This is a genomic window from Nocardiopsis dassonvillei (assembly GCF_964273065.1).
Taxonomy (GTDB): domain Bacteria; phylum Actinomycetota; class Actinomycetes; order Streptosporangiales; family Streptosporangiaceae; genus Nocardiopsis; species Nocardiopsis dassonvillei_B.
Map to the genome: position 1 here is coordinate 1,834,617 of NZ_OZ186815.1, position 17,105 is coordinate 1,851,721.

The 17,105-nt window shown below is 71.1% G+C and carries 19 protein-coding genes; 8 read left to right on the top strand and 11 right to left on the bottom strand.

The genetic code is table 11. The annotated features are described in order from the left end of the window. Nucleotides 1–71: 71 nt before the first annotated feature. Nucleotides 72–1,088, bottom strand: coding sequence for a 2-dehydropantoate 2-reductase (locus tag ACSUPR_RS08250; RefSeq protein ID WP_436890543.1), 1,017 nt, complete (start codon nucleotides 1,086–1,088; stop codon nucleotides 72–74). A gap of 75 nt (nucleotides 1,089–1,163) precedes the next feature. Here ACSUPR_RS08250 and ACSUPR_RS08255 point away from each other — a divergent pair, with 75 nt between their 5' ends. Together ACSUPR_RS08255 and ACSUPR_RS08260 are read left to right on the top strand one after the other, a co-directional pair. Next, entirely contained in the window at nucleotides 1,164–2,381 is a 1,218-nt protein-coding gene (locus ACSUPR_RS08255; RefSeq protein WP_436890544.1) for a molybdopterin molybdotransferase MoeA, read from the top strand. 67 nt (nucleotides 2,382–2,448) lie between these two features. After that, complete coding sequence (locus ACSUPR_RS08260; protein ID WP_436890545.1) at nucleotides 2,449–3,135, top strand: GntR family transcriptional regulator; 687 nt, start codon at nucleotides 2,449–2,451, stop codon at nucleotides 3,133–3,135. A 39-nt stretch (nucleotides 3,136–3,174) separates the two neighbouring features. Here the strand turns inward: ACSUPR_RS08260 and ACSUPR_RS08265 are convergent, their stop codons facing one another. The 6 genes from ACSUPR_RS08265 to ACSUPR_RS08290 form a co-directional block, all read right to left on the bottom strand. After that, nucleotides 3,175–4,563: a glycine--tRNA ligase gene (locus tag ACSUPR_RS08265; protein WP_436890546.1), complete on the bottom strand. Its 1,389-nt coding sequence runs from the start codon at nucleotides 4,561–4,563 to the stop codon at nucleotides 3,175–3,177. A gap of 163 nt (nucleotides 4,564–4,726) precedes the next feature. Beyond that, on the bottom strand, nucleotides 4,727–5,032 hold the full coding sequence (locus tag ACSUPR_RS08270; protein ID WP_436890547.1) for an antibiotic biosynthesis monooxygenase: 306 nt from the start codon (nucleotides 5,030–5,032) through the stop codon (nucleotides 4,727–4,729). Nucleotides 5,033–5,184: 152 nt separating this feature from the next. Beyond that, nucleotides 5,185–5,772 (bottom strand): GNAT family N-acetyltransferase, encoded by a 588-nt coding sequence (locus ACSUPR_RS08275; protein WP_436890548.1) that lies wholly within the window; start codon nucleotides 5,770–5,772, stop codon nucleotides 5,185–5,187. Continuing rightward, nucleotides 5,765–6,346 carry a lasso peptide biosynthesis B2 protein gene (locus ACSUPR_RS08280; RefSeq protein ID WP_436890549.1) on the bottom strand — a complete coding sequence of 194 codons (582 nt, stop codon included), beginning with the start codon at nucleotides 6,344–6,346 and terminating at the stop codon, nucleotides 5,765–5,767. Before ACSUPR_RS08280 ends, ACSUPR_RS08275 begins: the two co-directional genes overlap by 8 nt. 134 nt (nucleotides 6,347–6,480) lie before the next feature. Continuing rightward, nucleotides 6,481–8,193 carry an albusnodin/ikarugamycin family macrolactam cyclase gene (locus ACSUPR_RS08285; protein WP_436890551.1) on the bottom strand — a complete coding sequence of 571 codons (1,713 nt, stop codon included), beginning with the start codon at nucleotides 8,191–8,193 and terminating at the stop codon, nucleotides 6,481–6,483. A 46-nt stretch (nucleotides 8,194–8,239) separates the two neighbouring features. Beyond that, the gene (locus ACSUPR_RS08290) at nucleotides 8,240–8,392 is read right to left on the bottom strand and encodes an albusnodin family lasso peptide (protein ID WP_436890552.1); all 153 of its coding nucleotides are present in this window, start codon (nucleotides 8,390–8,392) and stop codon (nucleotides 8,240–8,242) included. Between the two features lie 119 nt (nucleotides 8,393–8,511). Here ACSUPR_RS08290 and ACSUPR_RS08295 point away from each other — a divergent pair, with 119 nt between their 5' ends. Both ACSUPR_RS08295 and ACSUPR_RS08300 read left to right on the top strand, forming a co-directional pair. Continuing rightward, a complete protein-coding gene (locus tag ACSUPR_RS08295) occupies nucleotides 8,512–9,258 on the top strand; it encodes a transcriptional regulator (protein WP_436890553.1) in 747 nt (248 codons plus the stop codon). Between the two features lie 6 nt (nucleotides 9,259–9,264). Next, nucleotides 9,265–9,732, top strand: coding sequence for an NUDIX domain-containing protein (locus ACSUPR_RS08300; RefSeq protein ID WP_436890554.1), 468 nt, complete (start codon nucleotides 9,265–9,267; stop codon nucleotides 9,730–9,732). 380 nt (nucleotides 9,733–10,112) lie between these two features. Here ACSUPR_RS08300 and ACSUPR_RS08305 read toward each other — a convergent pair whose 3' ends face one another. The 3 genes from ACSUPR_RS08305 to ACSUPR_RS08315 form a co-directional block, all read right to left on the bottom strand. Beyond that, nucleotides 10,113–10,310 (bottom strand): DUF397 domain-containing protein, encoded by a 198-nt coding sequence (locus ACSUPR_RS08305; protein ID WP_436890555.1) that lies wholly within the window; start codon nucleotides 10,308–10,310, stop codon nucleotides 10,113–10,115. A gap of 158 nt (nucleotides 10,311–10,468) precedes the next feature. Then, nucleotides 10,469–10,663 (bottom strand): DUF397 domain-containing protein, encoded by a 195-nt coding sequence (locus ACSUPR_RS08310; protein ID WP_436890556.1) that lies wholly within the window; start codon nucleotides 10,661–10,663, stop codon nucleotides 10,469–10,471. A gap of 8 nt (nucleotides 10,664–10,671) precedes the next feature. Next, nucleotides 10,672–11,508: a helix-turn-helix domain-containing protein gene (locus ACSUPR_RS08315; RefSeq protein ID WP_436890557.1), complete on the bottom strand. Its 837-nt coding sequence runs from the start codon at nucleotides 11,506–11,508 to the stop codon at nucleotides 10,672–10,674. Nucleotides 11,509–11,696: 188 nt separating this feature from the next. Here ACSUPR_RS08315 and ACSUPR_RS08320 point away from each other — a divergent pair, with 188 nt between their 5' ends. From ACSUPR_RS08320 to ACSUPR_RS08335, 4 genes are read left to right on the top strand one after another with little or no spacing between them, the layout of a single operon-like run. Continuing rightward, nucleotides 11,697–12,392 carry a hypothetical protein gene (locus ACSUPR_RS08320; protein ID WP_436890558.1) on the top strand — a complete coding sequence of 232 codons (696 nt, stop codon included), beginning with the start codon at nucleotides 11,697–11,699 and terminating at the stop codon, nucleotides 12,390–12,392. Then, complete coding sequence (locus ACSUPR_RS08325; protein WP_436890559.1) at nucleotides 12,392–12,610, top strand: hypothetical protein; 219 nt, start codon at nucleotides 12,392–12,394, stop codon at nucleotides 12,608–12,610. Before ACSUPR_RS08320 ends, ACSUPR_RS08325 begins: the two co-directional genes overlap by 1 nt. Continuing rightward, nucleotides 12,607–12,840 carry a hypothetical protein gene (locus ACSUPR_RS08330; RefSeq protein ID WP_436890560.1) on the top strand — a complete coding sequence of 78 codons (234 nt, stop codon included), beginning with the start codon at nucleotides 12,607–12,609 and terminating at the stop codon, nucleotides 12,838–12,840. The genes ACSUPR_RS08325 and ACSUPR_RS08330 overlap by 4 nt, the downstream gene beginning before the upstream one ends. Nucleotides 12,841–12,843: 3 nt before the next feature. After that, nucleotides 12,844–12,987 (top strand): hypothetical protein, encoded by a 144-nt coding sequence (locus ACSUPR_RS08335; RefSeq protein WP_436890561.1) that lies wholly within the window; start codon nucleotides 12,844–12,846, stop codon nucleotides 12,985–12,987. Between the two features lie 68 nt (nucleotides 12,988–13,055). Here ACSUPR_RS08335 and ACSUPR_RS08340 read toward each other — a convergent pair whose 3' ends face one another. Further along, nucleotides 13,056–16,793: a CDP-glycerol glycerophosphotransferase family protein gene (locus ACSUPR_RS08340; RefSeq protein WP_436890562.1), complete on the bottom strand. Its 3,738-nt coding sequence runs from the start codon at nucleotides 16,791–16,793 to the stop codon at nucleotides 13,056–13,058. Nucleotides 16,794–17,105 lie beyond the last annotated feature (312 nt).

Consider the following 17,105-nt stretch of genomic DNA (forward strand, 5'->3'; position numbering starts at 1 on the left):
CGCGCCGGGGACGCCGGCACAGGGATGTCTTTTGGATATTGTGTACAGTATTTGGCGGCCCGGCAGCAGAGTCAAGGCCCCGGGACGCCGCCGTGGACGGGCACCCGGCCCTCGGCGGCCTCGATCACCCTCCGGTTGAGCAGGCCGGCCACCGCGTCCACCGCCCGCAGGGACGGAGCCGGAACCCCGGTGAGGTCGGCCAGCTCGACCACCGCGGACAGGATGACGTCCAGCTCCATGGGCCGCCCCCGCTCCAGGTCGTGGAGGGTGGAGGTGCGGTGGTCCCCGGCCCGCTCGGCCCCGGCGAGCCGGCGCTCGATCGAGACGGTCGTGTGCACTCCGAGCCGGGCGGCCACGTCCAGGGTCTCCTGCATCATGGAGCGCGCCAGGGCCCGCGTCCGGGGATAGCGGCACAGCCGGGCCATCGTGGCACCGGTCAGTGCGCTCAGCGGGTTGAAGACGATGTTGCCCATCAGCTTGACCCAGATGTCGTGCCGCAGGTCGGGCTCGACCGGGCACCGGAGCCCGCCCGCCTCCATGGCCGCCTGGAAGTCGAGGCACCGCTGCGAGACGGTGCGGTCGGGCTCGCCGATGGAGAACCGGGTGCCCTCCAGGTGCCGGACCACGCCCGGTTCGGCGATCTCGGTGGCGGCGTAGACCACGCAGCCGACGGCGCGCTCGACCGGGATCGTCCGGCTGACCGCGCCGCCGGGGTCGACACTCTCGATGCGCTGGCCCTCCCAGCGGCCGCCGACTCCGTGGAAGTACCACCAGGGGATTCCGTTCTGCGCGGCCACCACGGAGGTGTCCGGCCCCAGCAGCGGCCGGAGCAGGTCCCCGCACCCGGCGTACTGCTGGGCCTTGAGCCCGAGGAGGACCGCGTCCACCGGGCCGACCTCGACGGGGTCGTCCGTGGCGTGGGGGTGGGCGGTGAAGTCGCCTCGCGGGCTGATCACCCGCACGCCCCGCTCGCGCATGGCCTCCAGGTGGGCGCCGCGGGCGATGAGGTGGACCTCGGCGCCGCCGCGGTGGAGCGCGGCGCCCGCGTAGGCGCCGATCGCCCCGGCACCCAGTACGGCTATTCGCATGATGCACCTTTCCTAGGGATACTGTATACAGTATTATCTTCCCTGTAGTCGGCCCTCCGCACAAGGGAGCAGAACATGCCCGAGCCGGGCGCCACGCGAACCCCCCTGCCGCCTCCCCCGCCGGACCTTCGGCCCTCCACGCCGTGGCACGTGGCCCGGCGGGCCGCGCGGATCGCCGGCGCCGCGCGCACGGTGCCCGTCACCGACACGCCCCTGCGCGCGGCCGCGGGCGCCACCCTGGGCGCCGCCCTGGTGTCCGCCGTCGACGTCCCCGCCCTCGACAGCGCCGCGATGGACGGATACGCGGTCGCCGGGGAGGGACCCTGGACCCTCGTGGGAAGGCTCCTGGCCGGGGCTCCGGGCCCGGGGGCCGCCCTGGCGCCCGGGCAGGCCGTGGAGATCGCCACCGGCGCCCCGGTACCGGCGGGGACCCGCGCCGTCCTGCCCTACGAGCGGGCGCACCGGGAGGAGGACACCGTGCGGGGGCCCGCCGAGGAGGGCCGACACGTCCGGCCCCGGGGCGAGGTCGCCTCCGTCGGGACCACCGCGGCCCTGCGGGGCGCCCCGGTCACCCCGGCCCTGCTGGGGCTGGCGGCCGCGCTGGGGCACGACTCCCTGCCGGTGGCCAGGCCCGTGGTCCACGCCCTGGTCACGGGGGACGAGGTCGTCCGCAGCGGACCCGCCCTCCCGGGGACGGTCCGCGACGCGATCGGACCGATGCTCCCCGGGGTGGTCGCCTGGGCCGGGGGGAGGCTGGAGCGGACGGTGGCGGTACCGGACGACCGCCGGGCCCTGGCCGCGGCCCTGCACCGGTCGGCCCGGACGGCCGACCTCGTCGCGGTCTGCGGTTCCACCTCCGCGGGCCCCGCCGACCACCTGCGGGCCTGCCTGCGCGCCCTGCGCGCCCGCCAGGAGGTCGACGGCGTCGCCTGCCGCCCCGGGCACCCCCAGTCGCTCGCCGTCCTGCCCTCGGGAACGGTGGTCGTCGGGCTGCCGGGCAACCCGCAGGCCGCCCTGGTGGCGGCGCTCACCCTCCTGGTCCCCGCGCTGGCGGCCGCCACCGGGCGCCCGGACCCCACCGCCACCGGACGGCGGGTCCGGCTCGCCGAGGCCCCGCCCGCCCGGCCGGACACGACCCTGCTGGTCCCGGTCCGGGTGGAGGGCGCCCACGCGACGCCGATCCCCCACCGGGGGTCCGCCGACCTGGGCGCCGCCGCGGTCGCCGACGGCTACGCCGTGATCCCGCCCGGATACCGGCAGGGGCGGGTGGAGCTCCTCGGCTCGCCGGGATGACCACTCCGCGGAGCGCACTTTGTAGACTGTCTACAAGAAACCCGCAACCGACCCCCGGAGCCGCTCCATGCCATCCCAGGGTTTGAAGGCCGCCGCCGGCCGCATCCAGCGGCCCGTCCCGCTGCGCGAAGCGGTGTACGAGGCCATCCTGGAACTCATCACGACACGCGCGCTCTCCCCAGGCCAGCACCTGGTCGAGACGGAGCTGGCCGAGCAGCTGGGCGTGTCGCGCCAGCCGGTGCGCGAAGCCATGCAGCGCCTGAGCAACGAGGGCTGGGTCGACCTGCGGCCCGGTTACGGGGCGTTCGTCCACACCCCCACCGAGTCCGAGGCCGACCAGCTGCTGAGCGTGCGCTCCCTGCTGGAGACGGAGTCGGCCCGGCTCGCCGCCGAGCACTCCTCCCCCGAGCAGACCGCGCTGCTCCGCGACCTCGTCGCCCGCGGGCGGGCGGCCACCGACGCCGGGGACATCGACGCCGTGGTCCAGATCAACGCGGAGTTCCACCGGGGCGTCACCGAGGCGTCCGGCAACAAGGTCCTGAGCGAGCTCGCCGCCCAGGTCGACCGCCGGGTCCGCTGGTACTACACGCCGGTGGCCCGGGTCCGGGGAACGTCCTCCTGGGACGAGCACGAGGCCCTGGTCGACGCCATCGACTCGGGCGACGCCGACCTGGCCCGCGACCTCATGAACGAGCACACCGAGCGCACCCGGCGGACCTACCACGAGCACGTGGACGGGGCCCGGGAGTCCTGACCCGGCGGCCCCGCCCGCGGGCGGGGCCGCCGACCGGGCTCAGCAGCCGGGCAGGCGCTCGAACAGGTAGGTCTCCACCCGGTCCAGCGAGACGCGCTCCTGGGACATGGTGTCGCGCTCGCGCACGGTCACCGCGTCGTCCTCCAGGGTGTCGAAGTCGACCGTGACGCAGAACGGGGTGCCGATCTCGTCCTGGCGGCGGTAGCGGCGGCCGATCGCGCCGGCGTCGTCGAACTCGACGTTCCAGCGGCGGCGCAGCCGCGCGGCCAGGTCGCGGGCCTTGGGCGACAGGTCGGCGTTGCGCGACAGCGGCAGCACCGCGGCCTTGACCGGGGCCAGGCGCGGGTCCAGGCGCATGACGGCGCGCTTCTCCAGCTTGCCCTTGGCGTTGGGCGCCTCGTCGACGTTGTAGGCGTCGAGCATGAAGGTCAGCACGGCGCGGTCGACACCGGCCGCGGGCTCGATGACGAACGGGGTGTAGCGCTCGTTGTTCTCCTGGTCGAAGTACGACAGGTCCACGCCGGAGGCCTCGGAGTGCGTCCGCAGGTCGTAGTCGGTGCGGTTGGCGACGCCCTCCAGCTCACCCCACTCGCTGCCGACGAAGTTGAACCGGTACTCGATGTCCACGGTCCGCTTGGAGTAGTGGGACAGCTTCTCCTGCGGGTGCTCGTACAGGCGCAGGTTGTCCTTGGCGATGCCCAGGTCGACGTACCACTGCAGGCGGGTGTCGATCCAGTACTGGTGCCACTCCTCGTCCGAGCCCGGCTTGCAGAAGAACTCCATCTCCATCTGCTCGAACTCGCGGGTCCGGAAGATGAAGTTGCCGGGGGTGATCTCGTTGCGGAACGACTTGCCGATCTGGCCGATGCCGAAGGGGACCTTGCGGCGGGCGCTCTGCTCGACGTTCTTGTAGTTGATGAAGATGCCCTGGGCGGTCTCCGGGCGCAGGTAGGCCAGGCCCTTCTCGTCCTGGACCGGGCCCAGGTAGGTGCGCAGCAGGCCGTTGAACATGCGCGACTCGGTGAAGGAGTTCTTGGCGCCGCAGTTGGGGCAGGCGATCGCGGCCAGGCCCTCGGCCGGGGCGTGGCCGTGCTTCTCCTCGTAGGCCTCGGTGAGGTGGTCGGCACGGAAGCGCTTGTGGCAGGACTGGCACTCGGTGAGCGGGTCGACGAACTCGCGCACGTGGCCGGAGGCCTCCCAGACCTCGCGGGCCAGGATGACGCTGGAGTCGAGGCCGACGATGTCGTCGCGCTCCTGCACCATCGTCCGCCACCACTGGCGCTTGACGTTGTTCTTCAGCTCCACGCCCAGGGGGCCGTAGTCCCAGGCGGCGCGCAGGCCACCGTAGATCTCGCTGGAGGGGTACACCAGACCCCGTCGCTTGGCGAGGTTGACCAGTGCGTCCATTGCCTCTGACTTTGCGGCCATGGGTGACTCTCCATCCGGCTGGCGGTCGGTGGATCGCAGTGCGCGATACATCGTTGCTGTGTACTGGGAAAGGGGTCGCCCACCGGGACCGGGAGTGGCCACGGTGAGTGCCCGTCCACCCAGGCTAGAGCACCGGTAGGGGCCGCGCGCCCGCGATTCCCGGTCAGGAAACGGGAGGATGCGGGCTTTCCGCGTCCATGATCTCGAACGCGGTCGGCTCGTCCAGCGCCCGCGAGAGCAGCGGAACGGCGTGGATCTTGACGTCGAAGTCCGAGAGCGCCCGACGGTAGTAGCCCGCACCGTCCCACTCGGTGACCACGGTCCACAGCGTGGGGTCGTCGGCGGCCCGCCCCAGCCGGTGGCCCCGGAACCCGGGGCGGCGGGAGAGCACTTCGACCGCGGCTGCGGCATCGGCGCGGAAGGCCTCGGTCTCGGCCTCGGACACGGAGTAGCGGGTGATGACGATCACGCCCCCATTGTGGCGCACGGTGCGAGCGGTGGCGGCCGCGCCTCCACGCCCGGCGGATCACCGCCGGCGCCGCGTGCCACTCGATGGGCGAGGTGAAGGAGTCGATCATCACTGCGCTCACCGTGTCGTCTCCGAACGCCCCTGGTCATTGGTCAGGAAGCGGCCGTGGTGCCCGGGATCACCGACGGCCACGGGAAGTCTCCTGGAAGGGCGTCCATGACCACCTCCCCGCAGCGTCGCCCGCTCCAGATCCCGGCGCTGCGCAGGGTGCCCACCTCCCGGAACCCCGCCTTGGCATAGGCGGCACGCCCGGCGGCATTGGGTTCGAGCACCTTGAGCCAGATCATCTCCACCCCGATCACATGGAAGGCGTAGTCCAGCGTCAACCGCGTGGCCGCTGCCCCCACACCCCGGCCGCGGCTCTCGGGTGCGATGACCAGGATGAATTCGGCAGTGCGCACCTGGTGGTCGATCAGCAGACTCGCCAACCCGCACGGGACCGGATCGCCGCCCCGCGTGTCGTAGACGGTGAACCTGGCCTGGTCGGGCGCCCCGCGCAACTGGTGCTCCAGCCCCTCGGCCCGGGACTCCGGGCTCTCGGGCACCTGGCGTCCGTAACCGAGCACCGCGCCCGGGTCGCTCTCCCACCGCCAGTACTCCCGGGCCAGGTCCGCACGCAGCGCCCCCAGCGCGATGCCCTCGACCCGGGCCCACAGGACGGGTTCGGCGATGTCACTCACAGGACTCCTCGAAGGGTGCGTAATCGGTGATGTCGTCGGTTTCGGCGACCGGTCGGCCGCCGACCTCGATCCAGGCGTGCAGCCGCACCGGATCGGTGGCCGCCCCGTGCCGGAACACGGCCCGGTACCCCGCCCAGCGCAGGGCGACGGCGGTCGCCGCGGCCTCCTCCCAACATGCCACGCGCAGCGGCAGCAGGCGGCCGATCCTCCTCACGGCGTATGCCGCCGCCTCCGCCGCGGCATGGTCGGGAGCACCCGCCGCCGTCCGTCCGGCCAGACGCCGGGTGCGGGCGAACGCCTGTATGCGGTTGTGCAGGCCGATGGTCACGACGGTGAACAGCGCACAGGCTCCCAGGATGTACCAGCGCAGTGATGATCGGGGGATCGGCACGAGTGCGGCAGGGCTGTCCCTGGTCCCCCAGCTGGGGGAGGAGGGGACCCCCGACCGGACTCCGTTCCAAGCCCGGGGTTGCTCCTCCCCGATGAGAACCCCCGCCTTCACCAGCGCCGCGACCATGCATTCCCGGTCCGGGTAGGCGGAGAGGACCGAGGTCGCGCCTTTCGTGCTTTCCAAGTGCGCGACGGCCTGAACAGCCTCTCCGGACATCAGTCTCACCGTCCCCTTCTCCACGTCCAAGATGACGCAGACGGAAGGGAAGCAGATCAGCCTCAGCTGCGGAGCCGGGGAAAGCCACGGTGGAAGCACCATTACTCGGCCACCTGCCGCTCCCGGGCCCGTGTCCACATGACGGGAGGGTCCGCCTCGACTGAGCGCCCCCATACTTCGGCGGCGATCACCGGTTCCAGCAACCCCCAGGGGGTATCCCTACCCAGGGCCGCAAGACGGAGTTCTTCGCGCATCACGTGTGGGTCGATCAGGCCGTGGTCAGCCAACCAGCCGTCGAGAAGGGCGGATATCTCCGGTAGGTGTGCACGCAATCCCAGATGGTGGTCGGCGTCCGTGCCTCCCTTTGTGCGGCGCTGCGCGATGACTACAGGCAAAACGTCTCGCATCGCCTCGGACAACTGCGGCTTGTAGCTCCAAGGAGACCCTCGATCCCCGACACGGAAAGTCAGAGCGGCCTCCACCACGGCCCTGTCCAAGAACGGGGATTCCAGCCGAACTCCGAAAGACGCGGCGAACTGCGCGTCAGCATGGGCGGTGCGTCCGATACCGCGCAACCCGAAGAGTTCCGCGTCCCGGCGCAGGAGATCCATGACGCCACGGTCGATACCCGGCGCTGCCAGGGCAAGTGTCTTCGGGGTGAGCCAGCGGGGGGTCGATCTGCTCTCGGTTTGGGCCGGACGCCGCAGCAGACCGATCGGAGAGCGCCGGTCGAGCTTGGCCCACCCGTGCAGATCCCGGAGTGCGCGGATCATATGCCCCCGCGCCGCCAACCTTGGTGCGAGCTCGGGAGACTGCATCAACAGCGCGTCGCCACCGTCACCGGTCATATGGAGAGTGCTCCCCGCGGCGCGGATCCGCTCATAGGCGAAGACGTGCCGAGCCCGGGTGATGGTGGCCGGGGCCGGTTCGTCGGTCGGGGGTACCCGCTCCAGGCCGCTGTAAGGGAGTTCGTTCTCGGTCAAGGGCAGTAGCACGTGGTGTACATCGGGCCGTTCGCGCACGGCCTCGCGTGCGTGGTCGAGATCACCGCCGTGATCCCTGGAGGCGGGATGAACGGTCCATGCGCTGAGACGTCGTTCCCCTGTGGACTGCCGCGAGGCGAGAAGACACAGGGATGTCGAGTCCAGGCCTCCGCTCATGTCACAGGAGAGATGCTCCGCCTGTGCGAGCCGCACGGCGACGGACTCTTCCAGTGCCCTTCTCAACAGACGTACGGCCTGGGAACGTGGAGCGCCCTTAGGTGGTGACCACCAGCGGTCGACCGTGACCGGTCCTTCTCGCCCCACGCTCAGGCGATGCCCTGGGGGGAGGGCGTGAACCTGCTGGAACGCGCTCTGCTCCACGGCGTACGACCCCATTGGCTCCATGAGCAGGCTTGACACCCAGGCCGGCTCCACTCCGGTACCGGTGACACCGGACAGGGCACGGCTGGAGGACGCCCAGACCACGGCGCCCGCCACCTCACAGAAGTAGAGGGGGAGGGCGTGCACGGGGTCGGCGAACACCGTCAGTTCTCCTTGAGCGGCGACGACCACCGCAGAGGTGCCCGGCCAACAGGGAGGTCCCGAACGCCAGTTCCCCTGTAGCCATGTGCTCAGGTCCTCAGCGGACACCATGTGGGTACCGAGTATCGCCCCCGTCAACGGGCCGACCTCGGTGACGGTCACGGTGGGTCCGCTGCCCTGGCCCACCGCCCACAGCTCGCCACAGGGAAGTGTCCGCGACCAGGCGGGCAACACTGGTCGCGAGGTGGAGAGGGCAGCGGTTGCGACCACACCGCCGAACCAGCTCATGGCTTCTCCTGTCTTCGGTGCACGCGGCCGCCGACCTCATGTGGGATTACCGGTACTTGTAACGCTTGTCCTCGCTGCCGCTCCGGCTACTGGTCCCCTCGGTCAGCTCCACCGCGTCTCCGAGTTCGACGACGTCGGGGAGGAAGGGTTCCGGTCCGGATGCCTCCACCGCCTGTACGGGGTTGGCGTGTTCCTGCATCGCTGCACGCTCCTTCATGTGCGCCGGTGGTGTGAACCTCAGTTTGTTCCTGAGCCGGGGGACGGATCTACCGCACGGAGGACACCTCAAAGGACGTCCTGGTGCGATAAAACGTCCCCATGCCCCCTAACGAACGGCTTCGCCTGTGCCTGGAGCGATCCGGGCACACGATGGCCTCGCTCGCCGAGCAGGTGCGCACCGACCCCAAGACCGTGGCCCGCTGGATCAGCACCGGGCGGGTTCCCCACCGACGTAACGCCCATGCGGTGGCCCGAGTGCTCGGCCTGGACGTCCATGAACTCTGGCCCTCTCTGGAGCAGCGGAGAGAAGGCGAATCGGTCGCGGACAAGGATCTGAAGTCCGTTCACCTTCAACGCTCCGAGGTGCCGATCGAGCAGTGGCGGACGATGTTCGCGACCGCGGAGAGGGCGATCGACATCCTGGTCTATGCGGCCTTGTTCCTACCCGAGCAGATCCCTGGCTGGAACGACCTACTCAGAGAAAAGGCCGAGGGTGGTGTCCGGGTGCGTGTCCTCATCGGGAACCCCGACTGCGAAGCCGTGCGTGTACGTGGGGAGGAGGAGAGCTTCGGCCACGGCATCCGGTCCCGGTGTCACCTGGCAGCAATGCACTACCGGCCGTTGGCGGCCTTGCCCGGAATCGAGATGAGGATGCATTCCACGACGTTGTACAACTCGCTTTACCGGGCCGATGACCACATGTACGTCAACAGCCACCTATACGGGGCCAACGCCTACGGCAACCCGCTGTTCAAGCTGAAACGCACGGCTTCACGGGGATTGTTCGACGCCTACGCCGCCAGTATGGAAGCAGTGTGGCGCGATGCCCGACCACTGGAGGGGTGACTGGATATGGCCCGTAGCGAGTACTACGACGATCCGGCCGCGCCGGTGCCCAACAGTCTGGTGGTGGCGTCCAGTGCGGCCGTCATCGACGGCGAAGGTCGTCTGTTGTTGCAGCAGCGGGTGGACAACGGGTTGTGGGCGATGCCCGGCGGGGCGATGGAGATGGCAGAGAGCCTGCCGGAGGCGGCGGTGCGCGAGGTGCGGGAGGAGACGGGCTATGAGGTGGAGGTGGTCGGGTTGGTGGGCACCTACACCGATGCCCGCCATGTGATCGCGTACAGCGACGGTGAAGTGCGCCGCCAGTTCAACGTGTGCTTCCGAGCCCGCGTGGTGGGTGGGGAGTTGGCGGTGAGTGATGAGTCGTACGAGGTGCGGTGGTTCACGCCCGCAGAGATCGAACGTTTGCCGATGCACCACACCCAGCGGCTCCGGGTGGAACACGCCCTGCGAGGAGGTGTGCCCCACGCCGGATAGGCGCGTGTGTCTTGCGCGGGTCAGAACCGGTTCTCCGTCGAGGGTCCGGCCGGCCGGGAAGATGTGGCGGGACACGGCGCAGATCGTCTCCAGGACGTGGATCGGGATGTCGTCGGTGAAGTAGCCGACGCACAGGCCAAGGAGATCGGCGGGATCACCCTGCTCGCCACGGTGACCGGCCGGATCGTGCACCTGCGGTCGTGTCCGGGCGCGTACGCGGGGCCTTCCGCGCGGGGATGCGATCCGCGTGGTGAGTAGGTCTTAACTGGTCGATCTCGCTCCGAGTGTGGCCGCCCGCGCCCGCCCTACGTCGGGTCTTTTTGTTCCACGGGCTTGATAGCGGACGGGCGTTCGGTAATCGGAGGTGTTGGGTCGGTCGATCAGGGCCGAAGAACGTTGAGCAGGGCCGCCCACTCCGGAGCGGGGAAAGGGAGGTGCCCGGCCGCACGGTTCTGGGTGTCGCGCACAGCGGCCCCGTGGGTGGAGGGGTTCGCGGCCTCGGCACAGCCGGAGGCGTTCGCGCTGTAGGAGGGCTCACGGAAGGCGAGGGGGTCAGGGCTTTCAGTCTGCATCGTCATGCCCGCGTCACCCCCACCCCGGCCGTCCACACCCGCCCTGCCCCCATCAGGCCCTCCGGTCGGGGAACCTTCCCCAGCCCTCCTCTCCCGGATCCAGTGAGTCTGGGAATTGAACGCAGAAAGGCCCCGACCGCACAGTCGGGGCCTTTCTGTTCGCTCTACCCGCCGAGGCGTACGGATGCGATCAGGCCGGACCACTCACGCTGATTGAACATCAGGTGCCCGGCCTCCCGGTTCTGGGTGTCCCGGACGGCGGAACCCTCGGGGAGGTCGGCGACCTCGACGCAGTTCTGGCCCTGGGGCTGGCTGTAGGAGGACTTACGGAAGGCGAAGTTCGGGATGTTCGAGTTCATCATCGTTCCTAGGTGATCATTCTTGCCAGACGCTCCACGGTCTCATCCGGTGTGAGCGCTGCGATGCGCAGATGGCCGAAGGTGTTGCGGTAGCGGGCGACCTCTTCCGGCTCCTCCAGATACAGGCCATCGGTGTCCGTCTCCAGGAAGACGATGGACGGGTCGACCGCCTCAGGGAAGTCCATGATCACGAACGGACCGCCGAGTCCCGGGCCCAGGCGGTGCGCGGGAGTCATCTGGATGGTCGTCTTCGCCGCCTGCGCAGCGTCCAGGATGTATCCGGCCTGCTGCTTGAGCACGTCGGGATATTCGGTGAGGGAGAGCAGGGACGACTCGGAGAAGACCGCCCACAACTCGGGTGGGTCTGAGCGAAGGATGCGCTGGCGCTCAATGCGCGCGTCGACTGCGCGCTGAATACCGTGCTCATCGCCGATCTTTGCGGCCTTGGCCAACAGGCGGGAGTACTCCGGGACCTGGAGCAGGCCAGGGATGACCAGGGGCTCCCAGGTGCTGATCACGCTCGCTTCTGCCTCGAAGCCGATGAACTTTCCGCTCAGAACGTCTCTGTAGCGCGCCCACCAGCCCGTTTCCCGTGACTGCCGGGTGAGGTTCAGGATCTCCTCGCGCTCGCGTTCGTCAGTGACGCCGTAGGCCTCAAGGAGGGCCTTGATCTCGTTGATCTGGGGCCGCTTCTTCACACCCGACTCGATGTTGCTCACGGTGGTCCGCGAGATTTCGGTCGCCTGTGCGGCGTCGTCCAAGGTCATGCGGGCGTCGGTGCGACGGCGGCGTAGCTCTTCGCTCAGGCGTCGTCGCCGAACCGTGGGGCTGTAGCGCTGCGTCATGGGACTCCCGGAGGTATCGATGCCCTGATCGTAGACCCTGCGACCTCGAACCAGACATTCAGGGATTTCAGGGACGGGATTTCAAGCCACTCTTGAAAACCGGAAATTCAGGTTCCATGATGATGCTAACTTGAAATTCCGATCCGCCGGGGTCTCCTGCCCGGCGCCTTGACCAGAGGTGTGTGCGTATGGCGCGATACCGCTACCTGAACTGCTCCGAACTCGTGGCCGCCCGCTGGCCGACCTCCGAGGCCCTGCGATGGCGTCGGCCCCACCGAGCCAGCCGGACCCGCATGTACGTCACCCACCCGGGACGGGACCTGGCTCCGCTGACCCTGGCGGTGCGGCAGTGGATCTCCCACACCGCCCCGCCCCAGGCCCCGACACCGGCACCGGTGAAGCCCGCACCCCCGCTCCCTCGCAGGGTCGGCAACACGGGCTCCACAGCCCGGTCCCGGGTCCCGGCGCCCCGCACCAGCCCGGACCAGCGCCCCGAACCCCCGACCGCCCTGGCCGCACACCCGGCATCGCCGCCGGACCCCGTCGCGGCCCCGGCACCGTCCTCGGCCCCGCCCCCTGAGCCCGTCGCCGCGCCGATCCCGGCGCCGACCCCCATCGCGGACGCGGTCGCCCACGCGGTGCCCGACTCGGGGTTCACCGCCGCCCTGGCGTCCCGGCCCCGCGTCCAAGCCCTGCGCGAAGGCGCCCGCTCCCGCACCCGGTCGGGGTCCAGCACCGCCGAGAGCCGGGCGGCCGCACGGCTGCGGGCCCGCACGGCCGCGTTCCGCAGGACCACCCGCATGACCGCCGACCGCGACGGGCTGTGGAAGGACGCCATGGCGGCCGCCCGGATCCTGAAGCGGGACCTGGGGAGGGCGGCCTGATGCACCAGGTGTGCGACATCCGCGAGTTCCCCTCGATCCAGACCCTGGGGTTCTGGGCGAACACCCACCAGGTACCGCTGCGCTACCTCGGCCCCACCTTGGAGGGCCACGCCGTCTACGCCGCCACCCACGGCCACACCACCCGGGTCGCGGTCACCTCCGGACGCGACCCCCACCCCCTCCCGCTCATCTGGCGCAGCCCCCTGGAGGACCTGTGACCGCCGGCACCCCGGACCCGACCCTGCGCATGCTGGACGACCTCATCCACGGCCGGTGGGTCCTCACCCTGGAGCCCGCCCCCGACGGCGGCACCGAGGTCGTCGCCTACCGGCCCATCGGCTGGACCGGGCCGAACCCCCATGAGCGCCTGGCCGCACCCGACCACGCCGCCATGCGCGAGCTCCTCGCCGACCGCCACACCACCGAGACCTCACAGACCAGGGAGTAGGACATGGGCGAGCCCGGCTACACCGACCCGGCCGACGACCCCATCCCGGACGACCTCACCGAGGAGGAGAAACAGGCCGTCCGCCGCCAGGGCGAGTTCCTGGCCTGGCAGCGCTCCGTCCTCGGCGACCGGGCCGACGCGGACTGACCCACCGGAACAGGACAAGCCGGGGCGGCGGGCGCGTGCCCGCCGCCCCGGCCGTGGGGCCGAACCCGTCAGTCGGTGCCGAAGACCCGGTCGACGACCCGGCGGGCCGCGCCGCCGTCGTCCAGCGGGCAGAACCGCTCCACGAACGCCCGGTAGGCGTCCCCGCTGTCGCGGACCACGTCGTCGATCCCCCGCAGGGCCTCGATGACCTGGTCGGACTCCATCAGCAGGGGCCCCGGCGCGGTCGACTCGAAGTCGAAGTAGAACCCGCGCAGGTTGTCCCGGTACCCCTCCAGGTCATAGGTGAAGAAGAGCATCGGGCGCCCCGTGTTCGCGAAGTCGAACATCATCGACGAGTAGTCCGTGATCAGCACGTCCGTGATCAGGAACAGCTCCATGATCTCCGGGTACAGCGACACGTCGTACACGAAGTCGCGGCCCACGATCGGCACCGCGTCCACCACGCGCGGGTGGCGGCGCACCAGCAGCACGTGGTCCTTGCCCAGCTCGTCGTACATGCGCTGGAGGTCCAGGTGCAGGTCCAGCTTGTGCTTGCCGCGCGTGTAGTACTTGTCGTCGCGCCAGGTCGGCGCGTACAGCACCACCTTCCTGTCCTCGGGCAGGCCCAGCCGGGCGCGGGTGCGCGCGGCGATCGCGTCCCGCTCCGGCGAGAAGAACACGTCGTTGCGCGGGTATCCGGTCTCCAGGATCTCGCCCTCGAACCGGAAGGCGCTGCGCAGGATCGGTGTCGCCCACGGGCTCGGGGACACCAGGTAGTCCCACTGCCGCGTCTCCCACGCCAGCTTGTCGAAGTAGTCCCGGGACTTGCCGCGGATGTTCTCCACGTCGAAGCCGATGCGCTTGAGCATCGACCCGTGCCAGGTCTGGACCACGGTCTGGTCGGGGTGGCGGTGGAACCACACCGGCTGGCGGGAGTTGGTCACCAGGTACCGGCTGCGGGCCAGGCCCTCGTAGTACTCGCGGCCCCGGTGGCGGACACGGGTCAGGTCCTCGGGCAGGCTCACCTGGCCGTCGGCGACCAGCCAGGACATGGGGTAGTCGGCCCAGCGCTCGCGGCGGCGAAGCTCGGCGTAGATGCTCTGCGGGCTGTCGGAGTACTGGCGGCCGGTGTAGGTGTCGAAGAGGACGCCGTCGACGACCGGCTCCCGGCGCCGGGCCGGGTAGAAGACCTCGCGCAGCTCCCGCTGGGCGAAGGTGCCCTGCTCGGCGGGGCGCAGGTCGCCGCCGACCTGGAGGACGGGGATGCCCTGCCCCTGGTAGGAGAGCGTGTAGCCGCGCTCGGCGGTCTGCATCTCCAGCGGCAGCGCGGCCAGCAGCTCCTCGGTGAACTCCACGCCGACGTCGGCGCCGCGCTCCCCGGTCGCGCCCCGGGCGCCGGGCTCCTCCGCGAACCCGTCCGAGCCCACCCGGCCCCACAGCTGGTAGCCCCCGGAGGGCAGCGAGAGGGTCCCGGACAGCGTGGGCACGTCCGCCGGGGAGAACCGGGCGGTGAACCGCTCCCCCGAGCGCTCCACCTCCAGCACGTGCTCCTCGTCCCGCCCCCGGGCCTTGGCGACCAGGCCCAGCCCGGCGGAGGCCCGGAAGACCCCGGACAGCACCAGGTCGCGGCCCTCCCAGCGGGCCTCCTCCACCGAGGGGCGGGCGTGGCCCGCGCGCAGGCGCAGGTGGCCGGTGGTCGAGCGCAGCACGGACAGCTCACGGCGGCCGTCGCCGTCGGCGTAGGCGGCGGGGGCGACCTCCTCGGGCACCACCAGGGGCACCGCTCTCCGGTCGGCGGTGACCAGCTGGACGTCCCACTCCTCCTGGCGGATGACGCCGCCGCACTCGTTGACGGCGCGGTCGAACAGGTCGCGCGCGAGGACCCGGGCCTCGAACCGGCCGCCCTCGAACACCAGCGGCACGCTGACCGTGGCGGTTCCGGGGCGCCGGGTCAGGCACAGCTCGACCGCCTCGGCGGCGGGCGCGGCGACCGGTTCGCCGCTCAGCTCCAGCACCCCGGCGCGGTCGTCGAAGCGGTGTCCGGTGACGCGTGCCAGGCAGGGTTCGAGGCTCACGACGAGCTGCTGCTCGCGGTTCCAGTGCGGGCGGACCCACACCTCCTCGTCGACCCGCCGGTAGCCGGGGCGTCTGGCGGGGCCGGGCACCGGGTTGGCAACGGTCCGGCGGCGGGTGATGCCCCGGTTGAGGACGACCAGCTCGATCTTCCAGTCGGAGGCCTCCCAGCGGCCGGAGGTGCGCAGCCGGCGCGGGTCGACGATGACGGTGAAGCCGCCGTAGTCGTGGCGGGCGGCGTCGAGCACGTCGGGCAGCCGGTACTCGGCGGCGCGGCGGATGCGCACGGGCAGGCGGACCCGGCGGCGGTCGTCGGAGCGCACCGCGTAGGCGGTGACGTGCTGGTGCCAGCGGCGGTGTGCGCGCAGGTGGCGGATGCCCAGGCGGCCCCGGACGAGCAGCAGCCCGTCCTCCCAGGAGATCTCCTCGGTCTTCTGGCGGACCTTGATGTCCTCGTCGATCCGGTAGATCTCGCGGGGGACGGCCTTGGCGGGGTCCTCGGCCTCGAAGAAGGGGTAGCGGATGTAGTAGCCGAACCCGCGCCGGACCAGCGTGGCCTTCTTGATCTCGACGCTCTTGGCGAAGGTGGCGACCTCCAGCACGTCCTCGACGCGGTGCTTGCGGACCAGGTGGTACAGCAGGCGGTCCAGGACTCCGAGCCCGTCGAACAGGCGCGCGGGCACGTGGTCGAGGTAGGCGTTGACCAGGGCGACGGCGGTGGCGCGGGTCGCCTCGTCGGCGTCATCGAGCCGCATCAGGAGGCGGTGCAGCTCGCCCTGGAGGAGGGTGCGGTCCCACAGGTCGCGGTCGTGGGAGGCCAGGCCCTCGGCGAGCCGGGTCATGGCGCCCAGCCTGCGGGTGAGCGTCTCCTCGTCCAGGGGGAGCGCCTCCCGCTCGCGGCGGCGCTTGAGCAGGGTGGTGCCGGGCAGGACGTCGACGGCGCGGGCGGACATGGCCGCGCGGCGCAGGCCCAGGTCGGCGTCGTCGGGGTGCAGGCCGTGGTCGGTGAGGGAGTTCCAGAAGTCGCGCCGCCAGAGCTTGTTGCCGGGGTCCCCGTCCGAGGCCAGGCCGGGGATGTTCCGGGGGTCCTCGGCCAGGCGCTGGCGGGAGCAGTGGCGGCGGTGGCGCTTGGAGGGGGCGGCACCGAGCTCGTCGAAGGTGTGGACGTTGCCGACGACCAGGTCGGAGCGGCTGTCCAGGGCGGTGCCCAGCATGTAGGAGAGGGCGTAGCCGGTGAGGGCGTCGCAGCCCTCCAGGAAGAGCAGGTGCCCGCCGCGGGCGGCCGCGGCGCCCCGTGCGCGGGCGGCGGGCGCGTCCGGCGCGGGGTCGTCGGCCAGGAGGACGGCGGTGATCCCGGCGGGGGGAGCGGCGGCGAACGCGGCGGCGACGGCCAGGGCGTCCTGGGCCTGGTCGACGGCCTCGTCCCCCTGGCCGTCCTCCTCCGCGGGAGCGCCGTTCGCCTCTGCGGGAGCGGCCTCGTCCTGTTCGCCCCCGTTCTCGTTCTCCTCCTCGTCCGGGAGGACTTCGGTCCCCCGCCCGGCGGCGGGGCCGCCGGGGGGCCCGACGCGGGGCGCGGGGCGGACGGGGACGAGGACGACCTCGATCCCCGCGTCCGCACCGGACGCGGGGTCTCCGTCCCCCTGGAGCCCGGTCTGTCGGGCCAGGGAGTCGAGGCAGTGCTGGAGATGGGGCTCGGTGACGTCGAACGTCACGATGACTGTCGGTTCGGGCACGGAAGTTGACACCCTCCGGAGGGTTCGCTGCCGCGGGCAGCGTGCGGGACCCGGCAGATGCGGCTCGCGCGTGGACGGGAACGGCGGTCGGTGCTTGCTGTGGTTCTCTGTTCACCCTGGGTGAGAGCTCCCCCGACGGGGGTGCCCTCCGGGGGACGGGGAGGTGGTACGAGACCGGCCGGGGTCGACCTCGGCGGCGTACCGGAGCCCTGCACTAGGGTTTCGCTTCAGGATTATCACAGGAGGGGGAATCGGGTGCTCCGCGCGGGTATCGGTCGGGTGACGACGGTGGCCGGGGAACCCGCCGGGACG